At 57.1% G+C, this 25,491-nt stretch carries 24 protein-coding genes and 1 pseudogene; 7 read left to right on the plus strand and 18 right to left on the minus strand.

The genetic code is table 11. The annotated features are described in order from the left end of the window. Positions 1 to 127: 127 nt before the first annotated feature. From ACEN2J_RS17820 to ACEN2J_RS17835, 4 genes and pseudogenes are all read left to right on the plus strand, one after another. Positions 128 to 458 (plus strand): annotated as a pseudogene (locus ACEN2J_RS17820) (ATP-binding protein); the annotation flags it as partial. A gap of 487 nt (positions 459 to 945) precedes the next feature. Then, entirely contained in the window at positions 946 to 1,998 is a 1,053-nt protein-coding gene (locus tag ACEN2J_RS17825; RefSeq protein WP_442107663.1) for an AI-2E family transporter, read from the plus strand. Between the two features lie 236 nt (positions 1,999 to 2,234). Beyond that, positions 2,235 to 2,963, plus strand: a complete 729-nt coding sequence (locus tag ACEN2J_RS17830; protein ID WP_442107665.1) for an endonuclease/exonuclease/phosphatase family protein — start codon at positions 2,235 to 2,237, stop codon at positions 2,961 to 2,963. Continuing rightward, positions 2,960 to 4,507, plus strand: a complete 1,548-nt coding sequence (locus tag ACEN2J_RS17835; protein ID WP_442107667.1) for a phospholipase D-like domain-containing protein — start codon at positions 2,960 to 2,962, stop codon at positions 4,505 to 4,507. The genes ACEN2J_RS17830 and ACEN2J_RS17835 overlap by 4 nt, the downstream gene beginning before the upstream one ends. Before the next feature lie 80 nt (positions 4,508 to 4,587). On the opposite strand, the gene ACEN2J_RS17840 is transcribed toward ACEN2J_RS17835, so the two are convergent. Together ACEN2J_RS17840 and ACEN2J_RS17845 are read right to left on the minus strand one after the other, a co-directional pair. Next, on the minus strand, positions 4,588 to 6,363 hold the full coding sequence (locus tag ACEN2J_RS17840) for an SLC13 family permease (RefSeq protein ID WP_442107669.1): 1,776 nt from the start codon (positions 6,361 to 6,363) through the stop codon (positions 4,588 to 4,590). Positions 6,364 to 6,607: 244 nt separating this feature from the next. Then, the gene (locus ACEN2J_RS17845; RefSeq protein ID WP_442107671.1) at positions 6,608 to 6,844 is read right to left on the minus strand and encodes a hypothetical protein; all 237 of its coding nucleotides are present in this window, start codon (positions 6,842 to 6,844) and stop codon (positions 6,608 to 6,610) included. Positions 6,845 to 7,021: 177 nt separating this feature from the next. On the opposite strand from ACEN2J_RS17845, the gene ACEN2J_RS17850 reads away from it, so the two are divergent. Beyond that, entirely contained in the window at positions 7,022 to 7,768 is a 747-nt protein-coding gene (locus ACEN2J_RS17850) for a Crp/Fnr family transcriptional regulator (protein ID WP_442107673.1), read from the plus strand. On the opposite strand, the gene ACEN2J_RS17855 is transcribed toward ACEN2J_RS17850, so the two are convergent. From ACEN2J_RS17855 to ACEN2J_RS17900, 10 genes are all read right to left on the minus strand, one after another. Then, positions 7,765 to 7,929 carry a DUF3309 family protein gene (locus ACEN2J_RS17855; RefSeq protein ID WP_442107675.1) on the minus strand — a complete coding sequence of 55 codons (165 nt, stop codon included), beginning with the start codon at positions 7,927 to 7,929 and terminating at the stop codon, positions 7,765 to 7,767. The genes ACEN2J_RS17850 and ACEN2J_RS17855 overlap by 4 nt on opposite strands. A gap of 111 nt (positions 7,930 to 8,040) precedes the next feature. Further along, positions 8,041 to 8,181, minus strand: coding sequence for a hypothetical protein (locus ACEN2J_RS17860; protein ID WP_442107677.1), 141 nt, complete (start codon positions 8,179 to 8,181; stop codon positions 8,041 to 8,043). Between the two features lie 77 nt (positions 8,182 to 8,258). Further along, positions 8,259 to 8,468, minus strand: a complete 210-nt coding sequence (locus ACEN2J_RS17865; RefSeq protein ID WP_442107679.1) for a hypothetical protein — start codon at positions 8,466 to 8,468, stop codon at positions 8,259 to 8,261. Between the two features lie 254 nt (positions 8,469 to 8,722). Then, positions 8,723 to 9,739: a carbamate kinase gene (locus ACEN2J_RS17870; RefSeq protein WP_442107681.1), complete on the minus strand. Its 1,017-nt coding sequence runs from the start codon at positions 9,737 to 9,739 to the stop codon at positions 8,723 to 8,725. A gap of 1 nt (position 9,740) precedes the next feature. Next, positions 9,741 to 10,742: an ornithine carbamoyltransferase gene (gene argF, locus ACEN2J_RS17875; protein ID WP_442107683.1), complete on the minus strand. Its 1,002-nt coding sequence runs from the start codon at positions 10,740 to 10,742 to the stop codon at positions 9,741 to 9,743. A 10-nt stretch (positions 10,743 to 10,752) separates the two neighbouring features. Beyond that, a complete protein-coding gene (locus tag ACEN2J_RS17880) occupies positions 10,753 to 11,976 on the minus strand; it encodes an arginine deiminase (RefSeq protein WP_442107685.1) in 1,224 nt (407 codons plus the stop codon). Then, positions 11,973 to 13,418: a YfcC family protein gene (locus ACEN2J_RS17885; RefSeq protein WP_442107687.1), complete on the minus strand. Its 1,446-nt coding sequence runs from the start codon at positions 13,416 to 13,418 to the stop codon at positions 11,973 to 11,975. Before ACEN2J_RS17885 ends, ACEN2J_RS17880 begins: the two co-directional genes overlap by 4 nt. 375 nt (positions 13,419 to 13,793) lie before the next feature. Then, positions 13,794 to 14,471: an ABC transporter ATP-binding protein gene (locus ACEN2J_RS17890; RefSeq protein WP_442107689.1), complete on the minus strand. Its 678-nt coding sequence runs from the start codon at positions 14,469 to 14,471 to the stop codon at positions 13,794 to 13,796. Next, complete coding sequence (locus ACEN2J_RS17895) at positions 14,468 to 15,685, minus strand: ABC transporter permease (RefSeq protein ID WP_442107691.1); 1,218 nt, start codon at positions 15,683 to 15,685, stop codon at positions 14,468 to 14,470. Before ACEN2J_RS17895 ends, ACEN2J_RS17890 begins: the two co-directional genes overlap by 4 nt. After that, a complete protein-coding gene (locus ACEN2J_RS17900) occupies positions 15,685 to 16,776 on the minus strand; it encodes an efflux RND transporter periplasmic adaptor subunit (protein ID WP_442107693.1) in 1,092 nt (363 codons plus the stop codon). Before ACEN2J_RS17900 ends, ACEN2J_RS17895 begins: the two co-directional genes overlap by 1 nt. Positions 16,777 to 17,065: 289 nt before the next feature. Here ACEN2J_RS17900 and ACEN2J_RS17905 point away from each other — a divergent pair, with 289 nt between their 5' ends. Both ACEN2J_RS17905 and ACEN2J_RS17910 read left to right on the plus strand, forming a co-directional pair. Next, entirely contained in the window at positions 17,066 to 18,013 is a 948-nt protein-coding gene (locus tag ACEN2J_RS17905) for a DnaJ C-terminal domain-containing protein (RefSeq protein ID WP_442107695.1), read from the plus strand. Beyond that, entirely contained in the window at positions 18,010 to 18,351 is a 342-nt protein-coding gene (locus ACEN2J_RS17910) for a hypothetical protein (protein ID WP_442107697.1), read from the plus strand. The genes ACEN2J_RS17905 and ACEN2J_RS17910 overlap by 4 nt, the downstream gene beginning before the upstream one ends. A gap of 225 nt (positions 18,352 to 18,576) precedes the next feature. Here ACEN2J_RS17910 and ACEN2J_RS17915 read toward each other — a convergent pair whose 3' ends face one another. From ACEN2J_RS17915 to rfbC, 6 genes are all read right to left on the minus strand, one after another. Continuing rightward, positions 18,577 to 20,523: a MacB family efflux pump subunit gene (locus ACEN2J_RS17915; protein WP_442107699.1), complete on the minus strand. Its 1,947-nt coding sequence runs from the start codon at positions 20,521 to 20,523 to the stop codon at positions 18,577 to 18,579. A gap of 1 nt (position 20,524) precedes the next feature. Beyond that, positions 20,525 to 21,688 carry an efflux RND transporter periplasmic adaptor subunit gene (locus tag ACEN2J_RS17920; RefSeq protein WP_442107701.1) on the minus strand — a complete coding sequence of 388 codons (1,164 nt, stop codon included), beginning with the start codon at positions 21,686 to 21,688 and terminating at the stop codon, positions 20,525 to 20,527. A 217-nt stretch (positions 21,689 to 21,905) separates the two neighbouring features. Beyond that, positions 21,906 to 22,787 carry a glucose-1-phosphate thymidylyltransferase RfbA gene (gene rfbA, locus ACEN2J_RS17925; RefSeq protein ID WP_442107703.1) on the minus strand — a complete coding sequence of 294 codons (882 nt, stop codon included), beginning with the start codon at positions 22,785 to 22,787 and terminating at the stop codon, positions 21,906 to 21,908. After that, entirely contained in the window at positions 22,784 to 23,644 is an 861-nt protein-coding gene (gene rfbD, locus ACEN2J_RS17930; RefSeq protein ID WP_442107709.1) for a dTDP-4-dehydrorhamnose reductase, read from the minus strand. The genes rfbA and rfbD overlap by 4 nt, the downstream gene beginning before the upstream one ends. Before the next feature lie 34 nt (positions 23,645 to 23,678). Then, the gene (gene rfbB / locus ACEN2J_RS17935; RefSeq protein ID WP_442107705.1) at positions 23,679 to 24,725 is read right to left on the minus strand and encodes a dTDP-glucose 4,6-dehydratase; all 1,047 of its coding nucleotides are present in this window, start codon (positions 24,723 to 24,725) and stop codon (positions 23,679 to 23,681) included. 25 nt (positions 24,726 to 24,750) lie between these two features. Next, on the minus strand, positions 24,751 to 25,317 hold the full coding sequence (rfbC, locus tag ACEN2J_RS17940) for a dTDP-4-dehydrorhamnose 3,5-epimerase (RefSeq protein ID WP_442107707.1): 567 nt from the start codon (positions 25,315 to 25,317) through the stop codon (positions 24,751 to 24,753). Between the last annotated feature and the right edge of the window lie 174 nt (positions 25,318 to 25,491).

The following is a 25,491-nucleotide window of genomic DNA, read 5'->3' on the forward strand; positions in this document are numbered from 1 at the left end:
CTCAACCGCGCGCATTCGTTCTTCGTAGCTATACATGAACTATCTCCAAGATAGTCCAAGTTTTCGTCCGCACCCCCATCTTCGTGATCTTGCCCTCTCGGCAGATTGCTTCGCAATCGCCTGCCGGGTAACAGATGAGCTCGGATATCTGCCATTCAGCGCCTCAGGTGGCGCATTGCTCTTCCACCTGTTGAGCAAACTCTACGAACGCACCAGCGTCATCCTTCTCGGCGATTGCTGCGCAATAGCCTGCCAGGCAGCGCATCACCACAAACCTAAGCTTCAGCGAATGGGCCACAGTCTTTGGTGACGCCAAAATGACCACCGCTCTGCTCGACCGCCTGACCCACCGCTGCCATATCTTGGAAACCGGAAACGACAGCTTCCGCTTCAAGGCCAGCTCAGCCGCTGCGGCCCGAAAAAGGAAGGATCCAACTAATGTCTTGACGCCAGCATGAACCAAGAAACATAACCTAAAGGTGGCTCACTTCTCGATGGAAAACCCGGCTCACTTTTGCGTGGAAATAAACAGCGTAGTATGCTGAATGTCCTTGGGTGCGATCTTGCGTGCGGCTTTTGTCGTGCGAGGCACTTCTGGTCCTTGAACCCTTATCAACAAGCGAGTCCATTATGACTGTTAGCTCTATTTTGATGTTTTCAACAATCGCTATCATCTTTCAGGCTGTCTTGCGAATGCCTGTGCCCGTGCCTGTGCCTGTGCGGCAAGCGGCGCAATGATCGGGGGCTGACGTGGCGGCCCAATGACGTGTGCCGCCGTCTAGCCCATCGCCCATGCAGCGGATTGATGCTGCGTTCAAAGGTCGTCGCGCAAACCGAGAGCATCACATCGGCTTTTGCGTCGTGTCGGACGGGTGTAGACTGACGAGGACGCGTGAAATTGGCGGAAGGATGACTGACCTCTGTTTGACCAAAGGGTAGGATCAATTGAAACAAAAGGCAAAAACTGCTGGCTATAGCCGATCTGGACAGTTTGCTCTTGCGGCGGCCAGTCTTATCGGGATCGGGCTGTGTTTTCTGATCGCCTTACCATTTCTTGGCGCGATCACTTGGGCGCTGACGTTGGCGATCCTCTTTTCGTCTTTTCATGGGCGCATCGAAAGGATGGTCAAGCATCGAAACCTCGCGGCCCTTATCTCAACCGTGATTATTGCGGTTGTTGTGGTCGTTCCTGCCCTTTTTGTGGTCGAACGTCTGATTGCCGAAGCCGCAACGGGGGTCGTTGCCCTTCAGGCCCGCGTGGAGGCGGGAGACCTGCAAAAGCTGCTGGTGAGCCATCCCAGCCTTGCACCTATTAGCGTCTGGGTTGACCAGCAATTCGATTTGCCGTCGATCATGGCGTCGGTTGCAAAATGGATCAGCAACATAGGTGCAATGTTTGTGCGTGGCTCTCTTCTTCAGGTGGCAGAGGTCTTTATAACCTTTTACCTGCTGTTCTATTTTCTGCGCGACAGGCAGGCCGCCAAAAGCATGGCAACATCGTGGTTGCCACTTAGCGCACAAGACACAGAGCACTTGCTGCGCCGGTTGGTTGATACCGTGCATGCGACAGTTTACGGCACGCTTGCGGTGGCCACGATCCAAGGCAGCTTGGGCGGGCTAATGTTTTGGATGCTTGGTCTTCCCACGCCGCTTCTTTGGGGGCTGATAATGGGGCTGTTGTCGATCGTGCCAGTTCTGGGCGCGTTTGTTGTCTGGATCCCTGCTGCGATTTTGCTTTTGCTGGATGGAAGTTGGACGCGCGCCCTTATTCTTTCAGCATGGGGTGGTATTGTAGTTGGTGGAATAGACAACCTTCTGCGCCCCTCATTTGTCGGCAACCGTCTGCGGCTGCACACCCTTTCCGCGTTTATTTCTATCATCGGTGGCCTTATCCTGTTTGGCGCACCGGGCTTTATTCTTGGCCCACTGACCGCTACGATGACGATGTTGCTCGTGGAATTCTGGACGAGGCAAGCGGTTTCAGGCGAGGCCGATTGAAACAGGCAGCGCAGTCCGGGGCGGGAATGATCTCCGGCTCGACAGAAAAAACAGAGCCTGGGGTTGGTCTGTGCAAACCATATCCGGTCAGCGCCAGGCCCATGACAAGGCCCATTTTTTGCTTTCGCGGATACCGCGCTTGGCATATCAATCACGGCAGCGGCGCTGGGTTTGTGTTCGGTATAAGGTAATCCCAACGCGCTTCGGTTGCATCAGGCCCAATTTTAGGAACAGCCATGCCCGCATCACACGATCTGTCCGTCGCATCCTACAATATTCACAAGGGGGTTGGCACCGACCGCCGTCGTGATTTGCTGCGCACGGCGGCGGTGATTGCCGAGATTGGCGCAGATATTCTGGCCTTGCAAGAAGCGGACACGCGGTTTGGTACCCGCACAGGCCTGTTGGACCTTGATAGCATCCGCCGTGATCTGGGGTTGATCGCGGTTCCTTTGCAAGGTGTCGGGCAGGCGCATGGCTGGCATGGAAATTTGCTATTGGTCCGGAACGCGTTGGTGCAAACGGTGCATCAACTGGTTTTGCCGGGATTAGAGCCGCGCGGGGCGTTGGTGACGGATCTGATGGTCGCAGGGCAGCCTTTGCGCGTGGTCAACGCACATCTGGGGCTATTACCCGGCTCCCGAGCGGCGCAGGCACGGGCTTTGCTGAACAAAATTGATGGGCTGGAGAACCGCCCGACCTTGCTCATGGGGGACTTGAATGAATGGCGGCGCGGCGGGGCGGCGTTTCAGGCTTTGGGACAGTATTTCACCATAGCGCCGCCATGCCTCAGCTTTCCTTCGCGCTATCCTTTGCTGGCGCTTGACCGTATGATGGTGTCGCCACAGGGCCAGCTTTTGGACATAGCCACGCATGACAGCCCGTTGTCGCGGCGGGCATCTGATCATCTGCCAATCAAAGCAAGGCTGCGCTTTGGCCAATATGGACAGGCAGAATCGACATGATATCAGATTTTCTAAGCGTCATATTGGCGATCGTCGCCGCTGCGGCGCTGCTGACTGTCGCCTCTTGGTTGGCGCATCGATCCTATCGCAAGTTCCTACAAAAAAAACGCGGATCAGATTCTACGGCGCTGCCCTGTGCGGGACCAGATACGCCGCTGGATATGCTGCTTGATCCGTTGGAGCAAAGTAATCAGGGACGAAGCGGGCTAAGGCTTCTTTTGGACAATACCGATGCGTTTGCCGCCCGCGCGCTATCGGCTGCGCAGGCGGGGCGCAGTCTTGATCTTATGTATTATATCTGGAGCACCGACACTGCTGGCTGGATACTGATTGACGCGCTTATGGCCGCCGCAGATCGGGGTGTGCGTATTCGCCTGCTGCTGGATGATGTGAACGTGCAAGGGTTTGACCGCAGCTTTCTGGCGTTAACTCAACACCCGTTGATTGAGGTGCGCCTGTTCAACCCGACGCGCAATCGCGGTCAGGCGTTGCGTCGCATGGCCGAGATGCTTTTGGGGCTGACCCGCTTTAACCGGCGCATGCACGGCAAAATGTGGATCGCGGATGGACGTTTGGCGATCATTGGCGGGCGCAACATCGGCGACACCTATTTTGGCGCGGACAAGGCTGGCCGTATGTCTGTAGATGCTGATGTGATGTTGCTGGGCCCAAAGGTGAACGATGTATCGGCTGTGTTCGACAGCTTTTGGAATATTGGCTTGTCCTTGCCTATTGTGGCGCTCTGGCCTCGGCTTCGGGTAAACAGGGCCGCTTTTCGCAAAAGACTTGCGCGGCGTCTCCGGTCTGCCTCATCGCGCCAGTTTCTGCGCGATGTTCAGACAGGACGATCCCCCGAGACTTTTCTGACCGAGCGCCTGTATTGGACAGAGAATGTGCAACTGCTGGCCGACCCGCCTGACAAAGCCTATGATCTGCATACGGCGCCTTGGATGGAGACCGCCATCAGCTCCATTCTAGGGGCTGCAAAAACGGACGTGCAACTGATCACCCCATATTTCGTGCCCGGCCCTGAGGGGCTGGCAATGCTGACAAGGCTAGAGGCCCGCGGCGTGAAGGTCTCTTTGGTTACCAACGCCTTATCTGCGACAGACTTGATCACTGTCCACGGTGCTTACCGTTATTATCGCTCCCCGATGTTGGCCGCCGGTGCTCGCGTTTTCGAGTTTTCAAAACCTGCGCTGACGGGCCGCAAACGCGATGTTCTGCATTCCAAGGTCTTTGTGATCGACGGAAAGCTTGGTCTTGTCGGATCGCTGAACTTTGATCTTCGGTCGGCTTATATGAATACGGAATTGGGATTGCTGTTCGACGGGCCGCCGCTGCTGGCCGAATTGGGCGACATGTTTGACGCGCTGTCCGCCCCTGAAAAAGCATATCAGGTGACACTTGCAGGCCGCGCCTTGCAATGGGCCGTCGCACGTTCGGGCCTGCCTGCGGTGATGACGGTCGAGCCTGAGGCAGGCGTGTCCAGACGCGCGGTATCGTGGATCCTCGGGCATCTGCCGATCCAGAAATATCTGTAAGCGGGCCTTTGGTTTTGGCAAAACACGGGCAGGTTTTCCAAAAATCAGGATTGATCCGTTCGCACCGTTTTTTACAGGAATTATAATGGCCAAACCAAGAGTATGGCCGGAACGGCGACGCAGATGACGATTATTTCCAGTGGCAGCCCCATGCGCCAAAAGTCACCAAAACGGTAACCGCCGGGCCCTAGAATAAGCGTGTTGTTTTTGTGCCCGATCGGGGTAAGGAAAGCGCAGGACGCCGCCACCGCAACCGTCATAAGGTAGGTATCAGGATTCGTTCCCGTTGCCGCGGCAATCGACATCGAGATGGGTGCCGCGATCAACGTTGTTGCCACATTGTTCAAAAAATCAGACAACGTCATGGTGACGATCATCAACGCGACCAGTGATACCCATGCAGGGTAGCCGTCGGTCAAACTGACGATCTGGTTGGCGATCAGCTTTGCTCCGCCAAAATGCTCAAATGCCTCGGCCAGAGGGATCAAACTGGCAAGTAAGACAATCACCTTCCATTCCACTGATGCATATACCTCATGCCCGCTGACAAGGCCGAGGGCGACATAGGCGATAACGGCGCAGCCAAGCGCCACAGACAGCGGGACAAGGCCAAACACAGCAAGGGCGACCGCCAGCATGAATATGCCGATAGATAAGCCTGCTTTGCTGCGTTGAACAACTTGGGTTTTACGCCCCTCAAGCGGCAGTACACCCAGCCATTCTGTCGCCTCTTCGACGCGGTCCGGCGTTCCCAAAAGAAGCAAGACATCCCCGGCACGGATTGGAAGAAGCCTTACGCGGTCTAGAAAATTCGTGCCTTCTCGTGCCACACCCAAAAGCGTGACCGAGTGACGCTGCAAAAGGTTCACGCTGCGGGAGGTCCGGCCTTGTATACGTGCACCATCAGGCACGATGGCCTCTGCTAAGGTTAATCCCGGCGCGACAACGCCGCCTTCATGCTTTTCAGACCCTGCAAAATCAAACCCCGCTTGCCCCATAAAGGTTTCAATGGCCTTTGGCTCGCCTTCGACGACCAGAAAATCGCCCGCACGCAATGCTTGCCGGCGTGCAAGGCCGCGCACGCGTTTGCCGTTGCGTATAAGGCCCAGAATATGAATGTCGGCATCATTGGCTTTGGCATAGAGATCCTCGACCGCCATGTCCTCGGACAACGTCTGTTCGCCGATGCGCAGTTCGGCGACATATCGACCTTGGGCAACCTGCTTTTCGGTGTCTAGCATGGATGTCCGTGATGGCAGGAGCCGCCAGCCGACAAGCGAAACAAAGGCAATTCCGGCTATCGCGACCGCCAATCCGACAGGCGCGAAGTCAAACATCCCGAACGGCTCACCCAAGACGCTCTGCCGATATTCCGAAATCACGATGTTCGGCGGCGTCCCGATCAGCGTGATCATACCGCCAAGAATGGTTGCAAAAGACAGCGGCATCAGGGTTTGCCCCGCAGCGCGCTTTGCTTTTCTCGCGGCCTCAATATCAAGTGGCATCAAAAGCGCCAGTGCGGCAACATTATTGATAATTGCGGACAAGCCAGCGGCCAAAGCCGCAACAACTGCAATATGCAGTGGAAGCGGGCGATTGGAATCAATGAATTTGGACGCAATCAGCTCTACCGCGCCTGACGATGACAGCCCACGGCTGACGATCAAGACCAGTGCAATGATCGCCACAGCGGAATGGCCAAATCCGGAAAAGATATCTTCGGTTGGCACCAGCCCAAGCACGGCCGCAAGGATCAAGGCGCCGAAGGCAACAAGGTCGTAGCGAATACGCCCCCAGACGAGTAGGGTGAAAACCACAACCAGAAGTCCGAAAATTTGCGTCAATTCTGTTTGCATAGGGGCACCTTAGCGCGGATTTGTTGGTGCCGAAAGGCCCATGATTATGAGTGTATTTCACATTTCCCCGCATAATGTGCACGCCTTACACTTTGGGCTGCGCTTGCATCGGGGTGATGGTTCAAAATGTGCTCTGACTGCACCGACACGATAACCTGAATAGTGATTTAGTATATGTTAAAAATGCTATTACGACACGAATGGCCACATGTGATGTGACTGAGGTAGCAAGGCAGCTACAGTTTCACGGCCTGCGGACTGAATTGCCGCCGGCGATGATATCATTGATAAGGGTTGCCACGGCCTTATGCGTGTCAATGTCGGCGTCAGGCCAATCGGCGTTGGCATGGGTGGACGCGGCATCCTTGAGTACGCCCATAATCTCATTTTCGGGCAGGATATTGGCGTCGTTTAGCGCCAAAAGCAAGGCTTCGCAAATCGTCAGCGCTGCGATGCCTGCATTTGTGTTATAGTCCGACATTTGGTGATGGTCCTTTGGGCTAAGTGCAATTCCCCTATGCGTGCGGGGCAGTGATTGGGAAAAGCTGTCAGAAAATAGCTGACCTTGGACTGATTGATATCAGTCGCCAAGACCGTTTATTTGGTAATGCTATTAGCATTGTCCGCTTAAACGGGGGCGTTTTGCAAAGGGGACACTATGGAAGAACGACCACTAGTGCGAAAATTGGGTGCGTTTGTTGCTTTGTCAGAAGTCGAGCACCGCGTGCTTGATCGTCTGCACAAGCGCCGTCGCAAGTTTGTTGCCGGACGCGAGCTGGTCCATCAGGGGCAGTCTTATCAGGCGGCCTATATCTTGATGTCGGGCTGGGCCTGTTCTTACAAGCTGCTGCCGAATGGTGGTCGGCAGATTGTTGATTTCCAGATCCCCGGCGATTTTCTGGGGTTGCGCAGTGTCATGCTGCATCTGTCGGATCACAGCATTGAACCTGTCACCGATATTGAGGTGACCGAGGTCCATGCCTCGGATCTTTTGGAAGCGTTTTCCGCCACGCCCCGGCTGGCCATGGCGGTGATGTGGGCGGTTTCGCGTGATGAAGCGATGGTGGTCGAGCATCTGGTGAACATTGGGCGCCGCGATGCAGACGAGCGTATGGCGCATTTCCTGATTGAACTGGGTGCCCGCTTGGCGCTAGTGGGTTTGGGAAGCAAGGCAGGCTTTGCCTGCCCGCTGAGCCAGTATCTTTTGGCCGATGCTTTGGGGCTGAGTGCGGTTCACGTCAACAGGGTGCTGCGCCGCTTGCGCGAGGCAGGCATGGTGACGTTTCGCGATGGCTTTGTGACATTCGACAATTATAAGAAATTGACCGAGTTTGCCGAGTTTGAGCCTACCTATCTGGATCAGATCGGCCCGCTTTTGCCCGAAAAGATCAGCCTTCGCGCCTAAATTCGGCCAAGCAGCATCAGCACCACAACGACAATCAGCACCGTGCCCAGCACGCCCACGCCTGCGTGGCCATAGCCATAGCCATAGCCCCCAAAACGACCGCTGAATCCCCCGAACAGGAAAATAATTAGCACAATGGCTAGGATGGCTCCGATTGACATTTTTTGTCCTTTTCGTTGGGTGCGCGGGGCCGTCTGAACGGCCCCGAAATGGTATCGTTCGACCCGTTGCCTGGTTGCTGTTTGTCGGGAAATAGGGCCGCGTTGCTGTGGTCATTTCCCGTCTATTGTGACGCCGCTTTCATCAATCTTGATCGCAATGCCCGTTTGGCGCTCTTGATAGTAAAGGTAGCCAAACCCTATGGCGCTGGCAGCAAGCACGGCGACCAAAACATATAAGAAATTCTGATTCATAGGAAAATTCCTGTATTGGGGTTGCTGCCAAAGGGCGGGCTGACAGGTGTACATCTGCATAGCCCAATCGCTTTGGCTTATTTATTCTTACATCCGGGCAGGTTAAGATCGTGGCAGAAATATCCTGCGGCACCACCAATCACCGCCCCTGTAACAGGGCTTCCACCCGTGACACCGGCTATGACGGCCCCGCCCGCAGCACCCGCCACGCCACGTTCAGTATTATTCGCAAGGCAGCCACTCAGGCCAGTCAAAGCCACAAGCAGAAGAATGGGTTTGGTATACATCGAAATATCCTTTGGTTGTGATACGGCCTGTTGCACCTGACAGGGTCAGGCGCCGGTTTTAGATCAGTCGCGTCACGCCATCGCGCGGGCGGCAGCATCCAGCGGTTAGTTTGGTTCGGTGGCCATGGGTTTGGCTTTTTGTGGGCGGTCTGGAAATCAGAAATATACGGGACACAGGGACGAGGGGACAACCTGCCCGCATATTTCTGGCTCAGGCGTAGTTGGTAATCGTTCACCAATTTCCGATGAACTGATCAGATTGTTGCACCACCATCATCGACCCATACTGATACAGGTTGGTCTCTGCCGATATTTACCAAAGATTGTTTGGTAAATGCGGCAGAGAGATGGCTGTGCGCAGGATCCGGATAAATCCGCGTGCCAGCCATCCCTTCCAAAATAGCGCGGGCGTCTTGGAGGCGGCCGATCCCTGCAATGCCATTGCCGTTACGCACGAACTCACTGGCGGCTGCAACTTTCGGCCCCATCGACCCCGGTTCAAGGTTCAGGGCGTCAAGTGCGCAGGGCGTGGTGCGGCCAATCTCCAACTGGTCGTGCTCGCCCCAGTTGCGATAGACCGCGTCGATATCGGTCAGAAAGAGTATGGCATCGGCATGCAAGTCATGCGCCAAAAGCGCCGATGTGCGGTCTTTGTCGATCACTGCTTCGACTCCCGCCATATCGCCATTCGCGTTGCGCATCACTGGAATCCCGCCGCCGCCTGCGCAAATAACGATGTGCCCGGCGTCGAGCAGAACCTGTATCGCCTCTAACCCGATGATCCGTAAAGGAACAGGCGAGGGGACAACACGGCGCATCCCGCCCTTGGCCTCTTTTACAATTGACCAATTATGATCTCTGACGGCCAGCGCGGCCTCATCTGCGGAATAGACGGGGCCGATGGGTTTGCTGGGGGTGTCAAAGGCAGGATCGTTCGGGTCCACCTCAACCCGGCTGACGAGCGTTGAGACCTGCGCGCCCTTTGGCAAAGCATTCATCAGCTCTTGTTCAATCAGATAGCCGATCATGCCTTCGGTTTCGGCGCCAAGCACATCCAACGGCCAAGGTGTGTCGGCATCATAGGCCGCACCCTGAAGCGCCAGCAACCCGACCTGTGGGCCATTGCCATGCGAGACGATGATCTGATGGTCGCGCGCAAGATCTGCCAATGCCCGTGCCGCGATACGCACATTGGTGCGCTGCGCATCGGCTGTCATCGGCTCGCCTCGGCGCAGAAGGGCGTTTCCGTCAAGGGCTACAACTACGCGCATCTTATACCCCCATTGTGGCGACAAGGATCGCCTTGATCGTATGCATCCGGTTTTCGGCCTGTGTGAAAACGATCGAGGCAGGGGATTCAAACACCCCTTCGGTCACCTCCATGCAGTCGATTCCGTATTTCTGAAAGGTTTCCTCGCCTACTGCGGTATCGCGATTGTGGAAGGCGGGCAGGCAATGCATGAATTTTGAATGGGGGTTGCCGGTGCGGTCCATAACGGCCTGATCGACGCGGTAAGGTTGCAAAAGTGCGATCCGGTCAGCCCAGACTGTGTCCGGCTCGCCCATCGATACCCAAACATCGGTATAGACAAAATCCGCGCCTTCGAGCCCTTCGGCATGCTTTTCGGTCAGGGTGATGCGCGCACCAGACGTTTCCGCAAGCTTGCGGCATTGGGCTACCAGATCGGCGTCGGGCCAGCAGCTTTGTGGGCCACACAAGCGCACATCCATGCCGATCAGTGCAGCACCTACCAGCAATGACGCGCCCATATTGTTGCCCGCATCGCCCATAAAGCAAAAGGCGATGTCTGACAGGTGCTTATGCGTGAATTCGCGCATCGTCATCAGATCGGCGAGGATCTGGGTCGGGTGGAAATCATCCGTCAGCCCGTTGAAAACCGGCACACCAGAAAACTCCGCCAGCACCTCGGCATCCTTTTGACCAAAGCCGCGATATTCTATGCCGTCATAGAACCGGCCCAACACGCGCGCAGTGTCTTTCATTGATTCCTTGTGGCCGATATGGCTGCCCGATGGCCCCAGATAGGTGACATGCGCGCCTTGATCATAGGCTGCCACCTCAAACCCGCTACGGGTTCGAGTGCTGTCTTTTTCAAAGATCAGCGCGATGTTTTTGTCGGTCAGCAGGGGGCGTTCGGTGCCGCTTTGCTTGGCCATCTTAAGGTTGGCAGCCAGTTGCAGCAGGTTGCGGATTTCGTCCGGTGTAAAGTCGAGCAGTTTCAGAAAACTGCGGCCGCGTAAATTCTGTGGCATAGGATATTCCTTAAATTGCGTCACGGATCAGCGGGCAGGTCATGCAATGTGACCCACCGCGTCCACGTCCGAGTTCCGATCCGGGGATGGTGATGACCTCAACGCCGGCCTTACGCAGCAGGGTGTTGGAATAGGTATTGCGCTCGTAGCCGATAACAACGCCCGGCTCTACGCAGAGCAGGTTGTTGGCGTCATCCCATTGCTCGCGCGCGGCCTCATAGGCATCGCCGCCAGTGGGCACAGTGCGCAACGCCTTGATGCCCAGTGCCGAGGCTACCACCTCAAGGAAGGGTTTGGTTTCCACCTCGGCTGCGATGCCACCCTGATCATCGGGGCGCAGGCTGGTGCAGCGGATCGTATCTGTGACGTCGCTAAACACCGTCACAAGATCGCGGTCGCAAAAGGTGAAGACGGTATCAAGGTGCATGGCGCTGCGGGATTTCGGGAATTGGCAGGCGATAACCCGTGTGGCCCCGCCACCGGCAAACAACCCGCGCGCAATCTGGCCGACCGCTTGCGGCGTCGTGCGTTCGCCCATGCCAATCAGGACGGTGCCGTTACCAATCGGCATAACATCGCCGCCCTCGACTGTCGCGGGACCGTGGTCCTGCATGGGGTCGCCCCACCAGACGGGAAAGCCAGCATCCTTGAAATCAGGGTGAAAGCGATAGATCGCGGCAAGGTTCAGCGTTTCCAGCCGCCGTGCGGGCCAATGCATCGGGTTCAGCGTGACGCCGCCATAAATCCAGCAGGTCGTGTCGCGGGTAAAGATGTGGTTGGGCAAGGGCGGCAGGATGAAATCGGCAGGGTCCAGCATTGGTGCGAGAACACCATCAGACTCTATGGGTAGCTCGGCCTTGCTCATCCCGCCGATCAGGATGGTCGAGAGCAGATCGCCGCTGACCTCCATCAGGTGCGCCATCAGGTCATCTGCCAGGCCAACGCCCACGGTATTGTCGTTGATCCGCGCTGCAAGCAGCCAGCGCCGCGCCTCCATATCGGCCAAGGTTTCAGCCAGCATCTGGCGCAGGAACACCACCTCGACCCCGCGATTGCGCATCGCATCGACAAAGGTCATGTGTTCGATCCGCGCCTGTTTTACCCAGATCACATCATCAAACAGCAATTCTGCGCAATTGGCAGGCGTCAGCCGCGCCATCGCCGCACCGGGCTTGTGGACCATCACGCGGCGCAGTTTGCCCGCCTCGGAATGTACGCCATACGTCAGGGTCATGTCGGTGTTCCTTGCAAAAGCACGCCGAGGCTTAGGGCGGCCATGATAATAACGGTCAGCCCAAGCAGAACCGGCCAGACAAAGCGCAGCCAGCGCTCATAGGGGACGCGGGCGATGGCAAGACCGCCCATCACAACAGCAGAGGTCGGGGTGACAAGGTTGACAATGCCCGCCGCCGATTGGAATGCGGTCACGACCAAACTGCGCGAAACCCCAGCAAAATCGCCAACCGGGGCGAGGATCGGCATGGATAGAACGGCAAGGCCAGAGGTGGACGGCACAAAGAACGACAGCGCCACTTCGATCCAGTACATCACGTTGATGAATACGATCCGGTTCAGCCCCGCCACCATGCCTTCGGCCCAATGTAGGATCGTGTCGGTCATGTGACCTGCGTCCATGATCACGACGATGCCACGCGCCAGCCCGATGATCAGCGCCACACCCAGAAGATCACGAGCACCCCCTACGAATGCCGCGACGAGACCTTTTTCGCCAAGCCGTCCGATCAGGCCAATGCCGATGCCCGCAAACAGGAACAGCCCGCTCATCTCGGCCATCCACCATCCGCCCAAGGACACGCCCCAAATCATCACAGCAAAGGTCGCCCCGAACAGCAGCAGCACGATCTTGTGCAGGCCTGTAAAGGCGGTGGCGTCAGCAGTGCTACGAAAATGCGCCTCATTCTCGGCCTTGCGGTCAAACACCAGCGAGCGCGACGGATCAGCCTTGACCCGTGCGGCATAGCGCATGACATAGGCCACGGTTGCTGCAAACGTGATCCCAAGGATGGCAAGGCGCAGCATCAGCCCGTCTGTAAAGGGCACGCCGGCAGCATCCGAGGCAATCACGGTTGAAAACGCGTTGACAGTCGACCCCAGCACGCCAATGCCCGCGCCCAGCAAAATCACCGCCACAGCCGTCAGCGAGTCATAGCCTGCCGCGATCATCACAGGTGTCAACAGAACGTAGAAGGCGAGCGTTTCCTCGGCCATGCCTTCGGTGGTGCCGCCCAGTGCGAACAGGCCCATCAAGATCGGGATCATCCACTTTTCCCGCCCCTTCAGCCGTGTCATCGCCCGTTTGATACCGGCATCAATGGCACCCGTGGCCGTGACCACACCAATAAACCCGCCGATCATCAGCACGAACAGCGCCACGTCGATGGCATTGGCGCTATAGCTGCTGGGGTCATAAAAGCCTGCGATGGGGGCAAGGATGACGTCGAACACGCCCTGCGGATTTGCCTCGGTCAGGGCATAGGTGCCAGCGACGGGCACGTCTTTGCCCAGTGCCTTAGAGGCCTCTCGCGCGTATTCGCCAGCCGGGATCACCCATGTCAGCGCTGCGATGACGACGATCAGCGCAAAGAGTATCGTATAAGCCGAGGGAAAATGAAACCGGCTGGTGGGCTTGGGAGGAGGATTGGTGGGGCTTGCCATGGGGTATCCTTTGCCTGCCCGCAGTACAACGGCGACTACGGCGCTTGGCGCAATCTTAGGCCGAGAATGCAGATGCTGGACTGACAGAGGTTAGCAGGCGTGCGCGAAGGCAGAGCCGCCGTCAAATACTGTATCACGTCACGAGATGCTGCGACCGATAGCCCCGCGCCCCTGACGGCATGGGTCAATGAGGCATGTCAGGGATACTTTCTGGCGTTTGCATCTATTTGACGGTTTTTACATGGGCGTTCGGTATTTGATATTTGCACCGTAGCCGCAGCCAAGACAGAGTTGGTTCCAACAGACAACAGTGCAGACCTGCATCTTGTCTGCGATTCCCTGAACGTCTGAGTCGCGCCTTACGGCGATTGCGGTCTAACCCGTTACCAGCCCATCCCCCACCACGATTTGCCGCCGACAAAGTCCCGCAATCTTTTCATCATGGGTTGAGATCAGGAATGTGGTGCCTTCGTCGCGGTTGATCTGGTCGATCAGTTCCATCACCTGCATCGCAGAGGCACGGTCGAGATTTCCCGTCGGCTCATCCGCAAGCACCAGTTCGGGCGAGTTCATCAGCGCGCGGGCAACCGCGACGCGCTGTTTCTGTCCGCCCGAAAGATTGGCAGAGGGAAAATTAATCCGCTCTTCCAGCCCCATGCGCACCAGCAGATCGCGGCCCCGCGCGCGTGCGGCGGGCGTTTCGCGGCCTTCACGCACGGCTGTGGGAAAGATCACGTTTTCAAGGGCGGTGAAATCGGGCAGCAGGTTGTGGAACTGAAACACAAAGCCGATGTGCAGGTTGCGAAAGCTGGTCAGCTCTGTGTCGCCCGCTGCGATCAGATCTTTCCCAAGCATCGCATAACTGCCGGATGTCGGTTTCATCAAAGTGCCAAGGATCGTCAACAGCGTGCTTTTGCCCGACCCCGACGGCCCCAATAGCGCCGCCATTTCCCCAGCCTCCAGCGTCAGCGACAGGCCGCGCAGCACGCGGGTTGCTGCCTCGCCTGTGCCAAAAGTTTTGACCAGATCTCGCACCTCTAACAATGCGCTCATTGGCCGATCGCCGTGACCGGATCGACCCGCGCCGCCGACCGCGCAGGCAGGATAGAGGCGAAGATTGCACCGATGATCGTCAGGGTGATGGCCAGCCCGTAGGAGCCTTGGGTGATGTCGAGAGGCAAACTGCCCGCCTTGAACGCATCGCGTGGCGGGAAAGGCAATAACGCCAAATAGCCAAGACCCGCTCCCGTAAGCCCGCCCATGACGCCGATCAGTGCGCCTTGGGTGACAAACACAAAAATCACAAAGCCGCGCCCCGCACCCATGGCGCGCATGATCCCGATTTCAGGACGGCGGCGATAGGTCGATAGCAAAAGCGCCGAGGCGACACCGATGACGATGGTGATCAAAGCAAAGGTTTTCAAGAAATAACCGGTTTGCGCTTGGGCATCCAGTGCCTCCATCAGTTGTGCGGCGCCATCGGTCCACGGCACCGCATCCAGCCCTGTCAGGGCGCGGATCCGCAGGGCTGTGGCATCGGCGGCGTTCAGATCGTTCAACTTGATTTCGATGCGGGTTACACCTTGCGGCATGGCAAACAGGGTGCGCGCCGTGCCTGTGCTGACAAAGGCGCGCGCACCGTCGAGGCCCCCGTTACCGGTTTTGAATATACCGCTTAGCGTTAGGGTGGTTGTGACGCCATTCGTGCTTTGCAGTCGCAAGGTCTGCCCCAACGACAAGTTCAGATCATCCGCGAGGTCAAGCCCCAGCACGATGAGCCCCGACCCAAGCCGCGCCGAACCCTCGATGATATAACCGTCAAGGTCCATGATCGCAGACTCGCGCCCCGCATCCACCCCCGTCACACTGACCTGAGACACCTGCGCGCCGCGCGTCAGGAAACCCGCGCCGGTGATTTGCGGCGATACGGCCCGCACCCCCGGCACAGCCTCGATCAAAGGCACCCAAGTTGCCGCGTTGGCCAATGTAGCCGTTCGTGCGCCCCCCGGTTCAGCCACAAACAAAACATACCCCGCGCCCAAGGATGAGGGGGCGATCAGCAGTGCGGGGTCGGCGTTCTCGGCCTCGATGGTGATATGCGAGATGTCGCCCACGGTGCGCGACAGAATAAACTCGGCGAGGCCACCGATCAGCGCCGACATAAAGATAAAGATGAACACGCCCACGGCCACCCCGGCCACTAAAAGGGCGGTCTGCGCCTTGCTTGCCGTCAGATACCGGGCCGCTATCTTGAACGCATACAGCATCAGGGTTGCTCCGCCACGACGGCCTGCCCATCCGTCATGCCCGAGGCATCGGTGATCACAACGTCATTTGCGGTCAGGCCTGAGGTCACGATCAGCCGAGATGCGGGCCAGTCAACCACGGTCACAGGCTGTCGTTGCGCAACCCCATCCCTGACCACGAACACATCTGTCCTATCGGTATCTGAAAGCAGGGCTGTGCGCGGAACGGTCAGGGCGAAATCACGACTGTCTACGATAATGTTGGCCGTCACTGTCAGGCCGACAGGCGCCGTGACCGGCGCATCGAAAGCAATCTTGATGGCAAGGCCACCGGTCGCCGCATCCACGCGCGCCGAAACAAAGCTGACATGGCCGTCGCGATTGTTGGCTTCTCCGGCCAAGCGCAGGATGGCCGGCTGACCCACGGCGACTTGCGTGGCATAGGTCTCGTCCACATCGGCCTCCACCAGCAGACTGCCGAGATCGGCAAGCGTCAACAGCGGGGTGGTGGGGCTGACGAGCTGCCCTAGTTCAGCGTCAAGCGTCAGGATGGTGCCTGCCACCGGCGCACGCAGCGTGTGGTTTTCAAGGCCAGCCAGCGCCTGATCCAGAGCGGCGGTTTGGCGCGTCACCTCTTGGGTTGCCAGTTCCACGGCATGGGCATCGGCCTCGACGGTCGTTCTGGCGATATTGGCGCCCAGCGATACCGCCCTGTCATAGGCTTCTGTCGCCTGTTGCTGGGACACAACTGCCGCATCCATTGCGGCCATTGCTTGCCGGACGATGGCGTTTTGCACAGCAGGATCAATCTGGGCAAGGGTCTGGCCCACTGTAATCTCATCCCCCTCTGCGACAGGAAGGGCTGTGATTTTGCCGGTAAGAACTGGCCTGATCTCTACCGAATTGGTGGCAGCAATCCGGCCATTGACTGCCAGAACCCGTGTTGCGGGCGCCAATGCAACCGTTTCGAATGCGACGATGGGCGGCCCGGCCCTCCATATCTGTGTTAAGGCGGTGGCAGCCACGGCAAGGCCGAACATCCCTGCAATGGCCCAAAGCCACCAGCGCCGTTTTGGTGCAACAGGCTGTGCGCGCTTGTGTAAGGCGGGCACGCTGGGAGCCGATTTGATTTCCCCAGATGCCGGGGTTTTCTGATCGGGTTTAAGTTCAACCGTTGCCAATGTGGCGGCCCTCCTGCGTTTCAAAAGAGATGATTAGGCACGAAAACCAAGCCAGATCTTTGCTGATCCACCATAAGCCCGAATTCTATCTATGCATTGACTTGGATCAGTGAAAATTGCCCGCCAATGTGACAACCATTGTTAAACAAGGCTTCTCGCTGCGGTTCGGACGACCGGACCGCAGTGACCAAACCGCAGTGACCAAAAGGAAAGAACCCGGATGCCCAACGATCCGTATGACGTCTTGGGTCTGACCAAGGCGGCCACCGCAGATGAAATCAAAAAGGCCTATCGTAAGCTGGTGCGTGAAAGCCATCCCGATCTGCACCCAGATGACGCAGGTGCCGAGGAACGGTTCAAGGCGATCTCTGCTGCCTATGACCTGCTGAAAGATCCCGCAACCCGTGCGCGTTTCGATGCGGGCGAAATCGACGGGTCTGGTGCCGAGCGCCCACCGCGTCAGTATTATCGTGATTACGCGGATGCGCCGGGCAATGCCTATCAACACCGTGAGGGCTTTGGCCCGGATACCGACCCCGCCGATATTTTTGCCGAGATATTGCGCAATCGGGCCCGCCAAGGGGGTGGGGATGATTTTGGTGCGCGCGGCTTTCAAGCTGCGGGGCCAGATGCCCGCTACACTCTGGACGTGGCATTTCTTGATGCGGCGCGTGGGGCAGAAACCCGCATCACGCTGCCAGATGGTCAAAGTTTGGCGGTCAAGATCCCGCCCGGGACCAGTGATGGCCAAACCCTGCGCCTGCGTGGAAAAGGCGCGCCGGGGTTTGGGGGTGGGCCGTCGGGCGATGCCCTGATTACCGTCCGTGTGCGCGCGCATGCGGTGTTCCGCCGTGATGGCGATGATATCCTGATCACCCTGCCAATCACCATTGACGAGGCCGTTCTAGGGGCAAAAGTGACGGCTCCAACCATCGATGGGCCGGTCGGGGTTACGATCCCTGAAGGCGCAAGCTCGGGCAAGGTGATGCGTTTGCGCGGGCGTGGAGTTGCACGGGCAGGGCAAAAGGTGAAAGGCGACCAAATGATCGAACTGAAAATCGTGACCCCGCCCGCGCCCGATGCGGCCTTGCGCGAATTTCTGTTGGAATGGCAAAAGACCCAAAGCTTCGACCCGCGGGCCGATCTGCTGAAAGGAGCGGCAAAATGACGGAGTTTTATTCCGAGGACGAGGTTGTCGTCACCGTAACGCGCCTGACCCGAAGCCAGCTTGTCCGCTTTATCGATGCGGCACTGGTCAAGCCGCAGCGCGACCCCGGCGGATATATCTTTCGCCAGATAGACATCGCGCGGCTTGAACTGCTGTGCGATCTGTCTGTGGAGCTTGATCTGGACGAAACCGCGCTGGGAATCATAGTCTCGCTTCTGGATCAACTGCACGCCGCGCGGCGCGATCTTGCGGCCGTGGCGCGTGCGATAGAGGTGCTGCCGCCGGGCCTGCGGGCGCGCATTTCGGTTGCACTGGAAAACCCTGAGCGGCTTTACTAACCTGCTGCCGCAGCGCTCGTTTGTTGGCATCGGGATATGCGCGCGCTAACGTCGTAGGCGCGTGCATTCGTAAACTTGCAGCGCCAATGCGGTGTAAGCGCTGAAAACCTTGTTGCAAGCGAGGCAACCAGACGCAACCGCAGCAGATCTAAACTTACCGCTTAGCCTTGGGGGGCAATGCCCCCCTTTAGTATTCATTTCAAGCCAATCACAGCGTCCGCTTTTTCACGCGTGGTTAAGCGCCACCACCGGGTCGAGCCTAGCCGCCGCGCGCGCTGGCAAATAGCCAAAGGTGATCCCGATCATGGTTGAAGACAGGAAAGCCACCACGATTGCCGTGACCGAAAAGCTTAGCTGCACATTGGCCGAGAAATACCCGACCATCTGCCCGCCGATCAGCGCACCGGCAATTCCGATGACACCACCCGTCAGGCACACCAGCACAGCCTCGATCAAGAACTGCGCCACGATATCCGAGCGCCGCGCCCCGATTGCGATACGCACGCCGATCTCTTTGGTGCGCTCGGTGACAGAAACCAGCATGATATTCATCACCCCGATCCCGCCGACCACCAACGAGATCACCGCGATCATCGCCACCAGCAGTGTCAGCGTTTCGGTGGTCGAGGTGATCGTGTCGCGGATCGTGTCCGAGTTGATTAGGAAGAAATCCTTGGTGCCGTGGCGGTTTTTAAGCAGCGCGTTGATCTCTGCCTCGGCAAGTGTGGTGTCGTAATTATCGCTTACGCGCACGGCTATGCTGTCGAGGAAGTCTTGCCCCGAAATCCGCGCCATCACCGTGGTATAGGGCACCCAGACGTTCAAAGATTCCGGCCCAAAGCTTGCCCCGCTTGACCGCACCACACCGATCACGCGCACCGGCACGCCGCCCAGCAGCAGCACTTTGCCCACCGGATCAACACCGACATCAAAAAAGGTGTCGCGTGTATCCTCGTCGATCACGGCGGCTTGGGTGCGACTTGTGACATCGTCTGATGCAAAGGTGCTGCCGGTCACAGTGACGTAGTTGTGGACCTGAAAGTAATCGCCACCCACCCCGTTGATCGACGCATCCGAAGAGGTGCTGCGATAGACAACCGTAAGTTTGGTCGAAACGGAAGGTGAGGCGCTATCGACATAGGGTTGCAATGCCAGCGCGTCGGCATCCGAAGGCATCAGCGTTTGCACCTTATTGACATCACGCGCCCCGAACCCGGTGCCCGAACGCACGGTGATCGTGCTGGTCCCAAGCGAGGAAATATTGGTAAGCACTTTCTCTTTGGTGCCGGTTCCCAAAGCCATCACCAGCACCACCGAGGCGATGCCGATAATAATGCCGAGCATGGTGAGCACCGAGCGTACACGATGCGCCAGCAACGCCTTAAGTGACATGTCAAACGCCTCGCGCAGCCGCAACAGCGATGCACCCTTGCTGACTTTTACGGGCGGGCGGGCCAGCCGTTTTGCATTTGCCACATCCTTGGGCGCGGTCCGTGTGTCCGAGATGATCTGCCCGTCGCTGACCTCAATCGTGCGATGGGCGTGCTGGGCGACGTCAGGATCATGGGTGACCATAACGACCGTGTGGCCCTTGCGGTTCAGGTCCAGCAGCAGCTCGATCAGCTCTGCCGAGCTTTTGGTATCCAGCGCGCCGGTCGGCTCATCGGCCAAAATAACCTCGCCGCCATTCATCAGTGCGCGTGCGACCGAGACGCGTTGTTGTTGTCCACCAGACAGCTCGCCGGGGCGGTGATCCAGCCGGTCGGCCAAGCCGAGTTGGCCCAACAGATCGGCGGCGCGCGCATGTCGGGCGGCGCGGCCTTCACCGGCATAGATCGCGGGGACTTCGACATTGCCCACCGCATCAAGATCGGGCAGCAGTTGATAGCGTTGGAAAATAAAGCCGAAATGTTCGCGTCGCAGTTGCGCAAGCTGATCGGGATCAAGCTGGCTGACATCTTGACCAGCAAAGCTGTAGCTGCCCGCGCTTGCACGGTCGAGACAGCCGAGGATGTTCATCAAAGTCGATTTACCCGAGCCCGAGGCCCCGATGATCGCCACCAATTCACCTGGCCAGATATCAATATCGACGTTGCGCAGAACGGTGATTGTTTCATCACCAGCCTGAAAGCTGCGTGAAACGCCGCGTGCGGAGATCAGAGGTTCGCCCATCTTACAGACCCATCGGGGGCATGCGGGTGCTGCTTTCAGACTTCTTGGCTGCGGTGACCGTGGTGCCGGTCACAACCTTGTCGCCTGTGCTTAGGCCCGATGTGATCTCGGCACTGATCTTGTTGTTCAATCCGACCTCGACCGCCTGAACCGTCGTGGTGCCGCTGGCGGGATCATAAAGCTTGACCGTATAGCCATCGGCGCCTTTGGTCAGCGCCGAGGATGGCACGGTCAGCACGTTTTCCACCTTGTCCAAAATGATCGAGACTTCGGCGGTCATACCGATGCGCAGCAGGTGATCGGGATTGTCCACCTCTAGCAAGCCATTGTAATAAATCGCTACATTGGTCGAGATGGTATCGCTGCTTTCAATTTCCGACGGCGCAGGTTCAACAGCGCGCACCGTGGCCGAGAATTGATGATCGGGTTCGCCCAAGATGGTAAAGAACACTTGCTGCGCGGGTTTCACATGGACCACGTCGGCCTCGGATATTTCCGCCTTCACCACCATCGTATCCAGCTCGGCCAGCTTGACGATTGTCGGCGCGCTTTGTGTGGCGTTCACCGTCTGGCCCTCGTCATTGACGATCGCGACAACCGTGCCCGAAATCGGCGCAGTGATCTTGGTCCGGTCCAGCGTGATCTGCGCGGTTGAAACAGTCACTTCGACGCTTTCCTTTTGTGCAAGCAGCGCGTCCAGTTCGGCCTTATCGACATCAACTTCGGCCTGCGCCGCGTCGAGATCCTCTTTCGAGACGTAATCCGAGGTGACCAGCTTGACTTGCCGCGCCAAGGTTAGTTCGGCCTTGACCAAACTGGCATTCTTGGCGGCGATCTGGGCCTTGATATTGGCAAGGTTCGCCTTTGCTGTCAGCACAGCGTTCTGTTGGTCTTGGCTGTCGATCAGCGCAATCAGGTCGCCCTTCGCAACCTCGTCGCCAAGCGCCACTGCCAGTGTCTCAATCTGCCCCGAGACCCGCGCGCCAACGCTGACCAACTGCTTTGCCTCCATCGTGCCCGAGGCCAGCACCGTCTCCTCTACCGTGCCTAGGGTGACAACGGCCGTCGTCGGCGGGGCCACATTTTCGCTTTGCGCGAAATAAAACCAGCCACCAACCGCGGCCGACGCCAAGGCGAGCGGGATGAGGATACGTAATGCTGTCATGGAATGAATGCCTTTCAGGCGGAACCTTGTAATAAGCTTGTTATACGCCAGAGCGCTGTTGTTCCGTCGCGGGCACTTGGGTCATCTTTTTCCCGAAAGTACAATGAGGGTGGGCCGCCAAGGCTTAGGCTAATCCCCCAAGGGTTCGGTTGGGGGGATGCCTTCACCCAGATTGCACAAATGATCCTGTAGCCTGTTTATTTGTCTTGGCGCGCGTTCATGACCGGTCTCTCAGCAAAGTCGCGATATACTTGCCGTAGTCGGTTTTCTTAAAGGTTTCGGCGTGCTCGGCCATTTTTGCATCGTCGATCCAGCCAGATGTATAGGCGATTTCCTCTGGGCAACCCGATTGCATACCTTGGCGTAATGATAGGGTACGTACAAAATTTCCGGCATCTAAAAGTGATCCATGGGTGCCTGTGTCAAGCCACGCATACCCACGCCCCATACGCTGAACCGATAGGGTTCCATCGGCCAAATAGGTTTCAAGCAGTGACACAATTTCGACTTCGCCGCGATGCGATGGTTTGATGTCTTTGGCACGGCGCGGTGCGTCTCCGTCTAAGAAATACAGCCCCGTCACAGCGTAATTTGATGGGGGCACGTCTGGCTTTTCAATGATCTGTTCAACATTGCCATCGCGGTCAAATTTGACGACGCCGTAACGTTCAGGGTCTGCCACGTGATAGCCAAATACCGTGCCGCCGATATCTTTGCTATCTGCCCCTTGCAACATTTCCGGCAAGCCGTGGCCAAAGAAAATATTGTCGCCCAAAACCATCGCAGAGGGCGCGCCATCAAGGAAATCTTCGGCCAGAATATAAGCCTGCGCCAACCCATCAGGCGAGGGTTGTTCGATATACGTGAAAGACACGCCCCATTGGCTGCCATCGCCCAAAAGCCGTTGGAATTGGGCCTGATCTTGGGGGGTGGTAATCACGGCAATTTCGCGGATACCTGCCAGCATAAGGACGGAAAGCGGATAATAAATCATCGGCTTGTCATAGATCGGCATCAACTGCTTTGAGATGGCCAAGGTCAACGGGTACAAGCGCGTGCCTGATCCGCCCGCCAGAATAATACCTTTGCGCTGGGTCATTGCGTGATCTCCAAATCCCTTAAGACGCCCGCCAAATCGGTGGGCCAGTCTGGACGTTTAATGTTAAAAACAGTCTCTAGCGTATGGCAATCAAGCCGTGAATTGCTTGGGCGCGCGGCAGGCGTAGGATAGGCGCTGGTGGGAATGTCTGTCACAGTGACATCACGCCCTGCTTGCGCAAAGATTTCGTGGGCAAAATCGGCCCAGCTGACATCTGGCGCGCCGGAAAAGTGATAAGTGCCGCTTTTGCGGCCCTCTGTATCCGCCATGAGTTGCGCTGCAATAGATGCGCAGGCCGCAGCAATCGCGCGCGCAGGTGTTGGGCCGCCCACTTGATCTGCAACCACATTTAATGCGTCCCGCGTTTGCGAAAGCCGCAGCATTGTTTTCACAAAGTTATTGCCATGGGCCGAAAACACCCAGGACGTGCGTAAAATAACGTGGCGGGCGCCAGAGGCACGAATGCCCTCTTCGCCCGCAAGTTTGGTACGACCGTATGCCCCAAGCGGTGCTGTCGGGTGGTCAGGCGCAAAGGCTGTATCTCCCGCACCATCAAAGACGTAATCCGTGGAAATATGAACCAAGGGGATCGCCAAATCCGCACAGGCGCGTGCCATCATCGTAGGGGCCGTGCCATTCACCAAAAGCGCGGTCGCCTCGTCTTCTTCGGCCTTATCAACCGCCGTATAGGCTGCAGCGTTAATGACGACGGCTGGTCTGTGTGCATGTATTGCCGTCGCGCAGGCCGATGGGTCCGCCAAATCCGCAAGCTCGCGGCTTAAAAATACCGCGTCAGGCAGCAATCCTTTCAGCTCGGTAGCCACCTGCCCTGTCGCACCAAAGATAAGCATGGTCATATTGGTATCTTTCAATCAAATCTCTTTAAATGGCCTAAACGGTCCCTAATCGGGCGCCGACACCGCTGCGGTTTTGCAAAGCGCGCCACCATGCCTCATTGTCCAAATACCATTGAACCGTCTTTTCCAGCCCCTCTTCCACAGTCACCGACGGGCGCCAGCCCAGCTCATCGCGCAGGCGCGTTGGGTCAATCGCATAGCGCGCATCATGGCCTGGGCGATCTTTAACGAATTTGATTTGGTCCGCGTAGCTTCCGCTGGATTTGGGTCGTTTTTCATCCAGAATCTTACACAGAGTTTGCACTAATTCCAGATTGGTCCGCTCATTTTCGCCGCCCACATTATACGAACGGCCAACAACGCCCTTATCAACAACCAAAAGCAGCGCATCGGCGTGATCCTCGACGTAGAGCCAATCGCGGATGTTCGACCCATCGCCATAGATCGGCAGCTCTTTGCCCGCCAAGGCGTTCAAAATCACCACAGGGATCAGTTTTTCAGGAAAGTGAAACGGGCCGTAATTGTTGGAACAATTGGTCAAAACAACGGGCAGGCCATAGGTTTCATGCCAAGCCCGCACCAAATGGTCCGAGGCCGCTTTTGACGCAGAATACGGGCTGCGCGGATCATAAGATGTGTCTTCGGTGAACAACTGCTTGGGGTCATCCGGCAAAGACCCGAACACCTCATCTGTGGAAATATGGTGAAACCTAAAACCCTCGGGCTTGCCCGCTTTGGTCCAATAGGCCCGCGCGGCCTCCAACATGTGAAAAGTGCCCGTGATATTGGTTTCGATAAAATCTGCAGGGCCATCGATAGAGCGATCAACGTGGCTTTCAGCCGCCAAATGCATCACCGCATCCGGTTTGTGCGTTTCAAAAACAGTGTCTAATGCGGCGCGATCTCGGATGTCGACCTGTTCAAAAGCATACAGAGGGCTGTCTGACACAGAGGCCACATTCGCCAAACACGCAGCATAGGTTAAGGCATCGACATTGACCACCGAATGGCCGCGCGCGACGGCTTGGCGCACGACCGCAGAGCCAATAAAACCGGCGCCGCCAGTAACCAGTAATTTCATGCCTTAAACTCCAGTGTTGGTCTAATCAGTTGGTTAGGTCAAATGTAAACGGTGTGTCAAAATCCGCGAAAGCTTGAGCCCGCTCATCTTTTTCCGAAATTACCGGCGTTATATTTTCAATAGGCCAATCGATACCACAACTGTCCCATTTCACAGCGCCATCGCAGTCTGGCGCGTAATGATCTGTGCATTTGTAAACGATTTCACTGTCCGCTTGAAGTGTCATAAAACCATGTAAAAAGCCCGCAGGAATCCAAAGTTGCAGACCATTTTCAAACGAGAGTTCACGACCCAGCCACTGGCCATAGGTGGGCGACCCTTTACGCACGTCGACGGCCACGTCGAAAATGGCCCCACGCCCGCAACGCACCAATTTGCCTTGGGCGTGTGGCGGCGATTGGAAATGCAGCCCGCGAACCGTGCCAACATCGCGTGAAACAGAATGGTTGTCTTGCACGAATTCGGGTAACTGCACGCCTTGGGCTTCAAGTTTGGATTTGTTCCAGCTTTCGCTGAAAAAACCACGATGATCGCCAAACCGCGGCGGCGTAATAGCAAGTACGCCCGACAAAATGGTTTGTTCAATTTTCATAGTCTTGGTCTTTCTCAAAAGCGTTCAAGTTCTCTTAACGTAAATAGACAAAGGTATGCATGCCACGATTTGTGCGTCATGCAATATAAATGAGAGTTGAACTGATGCGGTGGATGCCCCCACCCCAACGGCATCAATTGTGCCAAGATGGTTTTATTGCAACCAAGCAGAGGG

This window comes from Pseudorhodobacter sp. W20_MBD10_FR17 (assembly GCF_052119765.1).
In the GTDB taxonomy this organism is placed as follows: domain Bacteria; phylum Pseudomonadota; class Alphaproteobacteria; order Rhodobacterales; family Rhodobacteraceae; genus Pseudorhodobacter.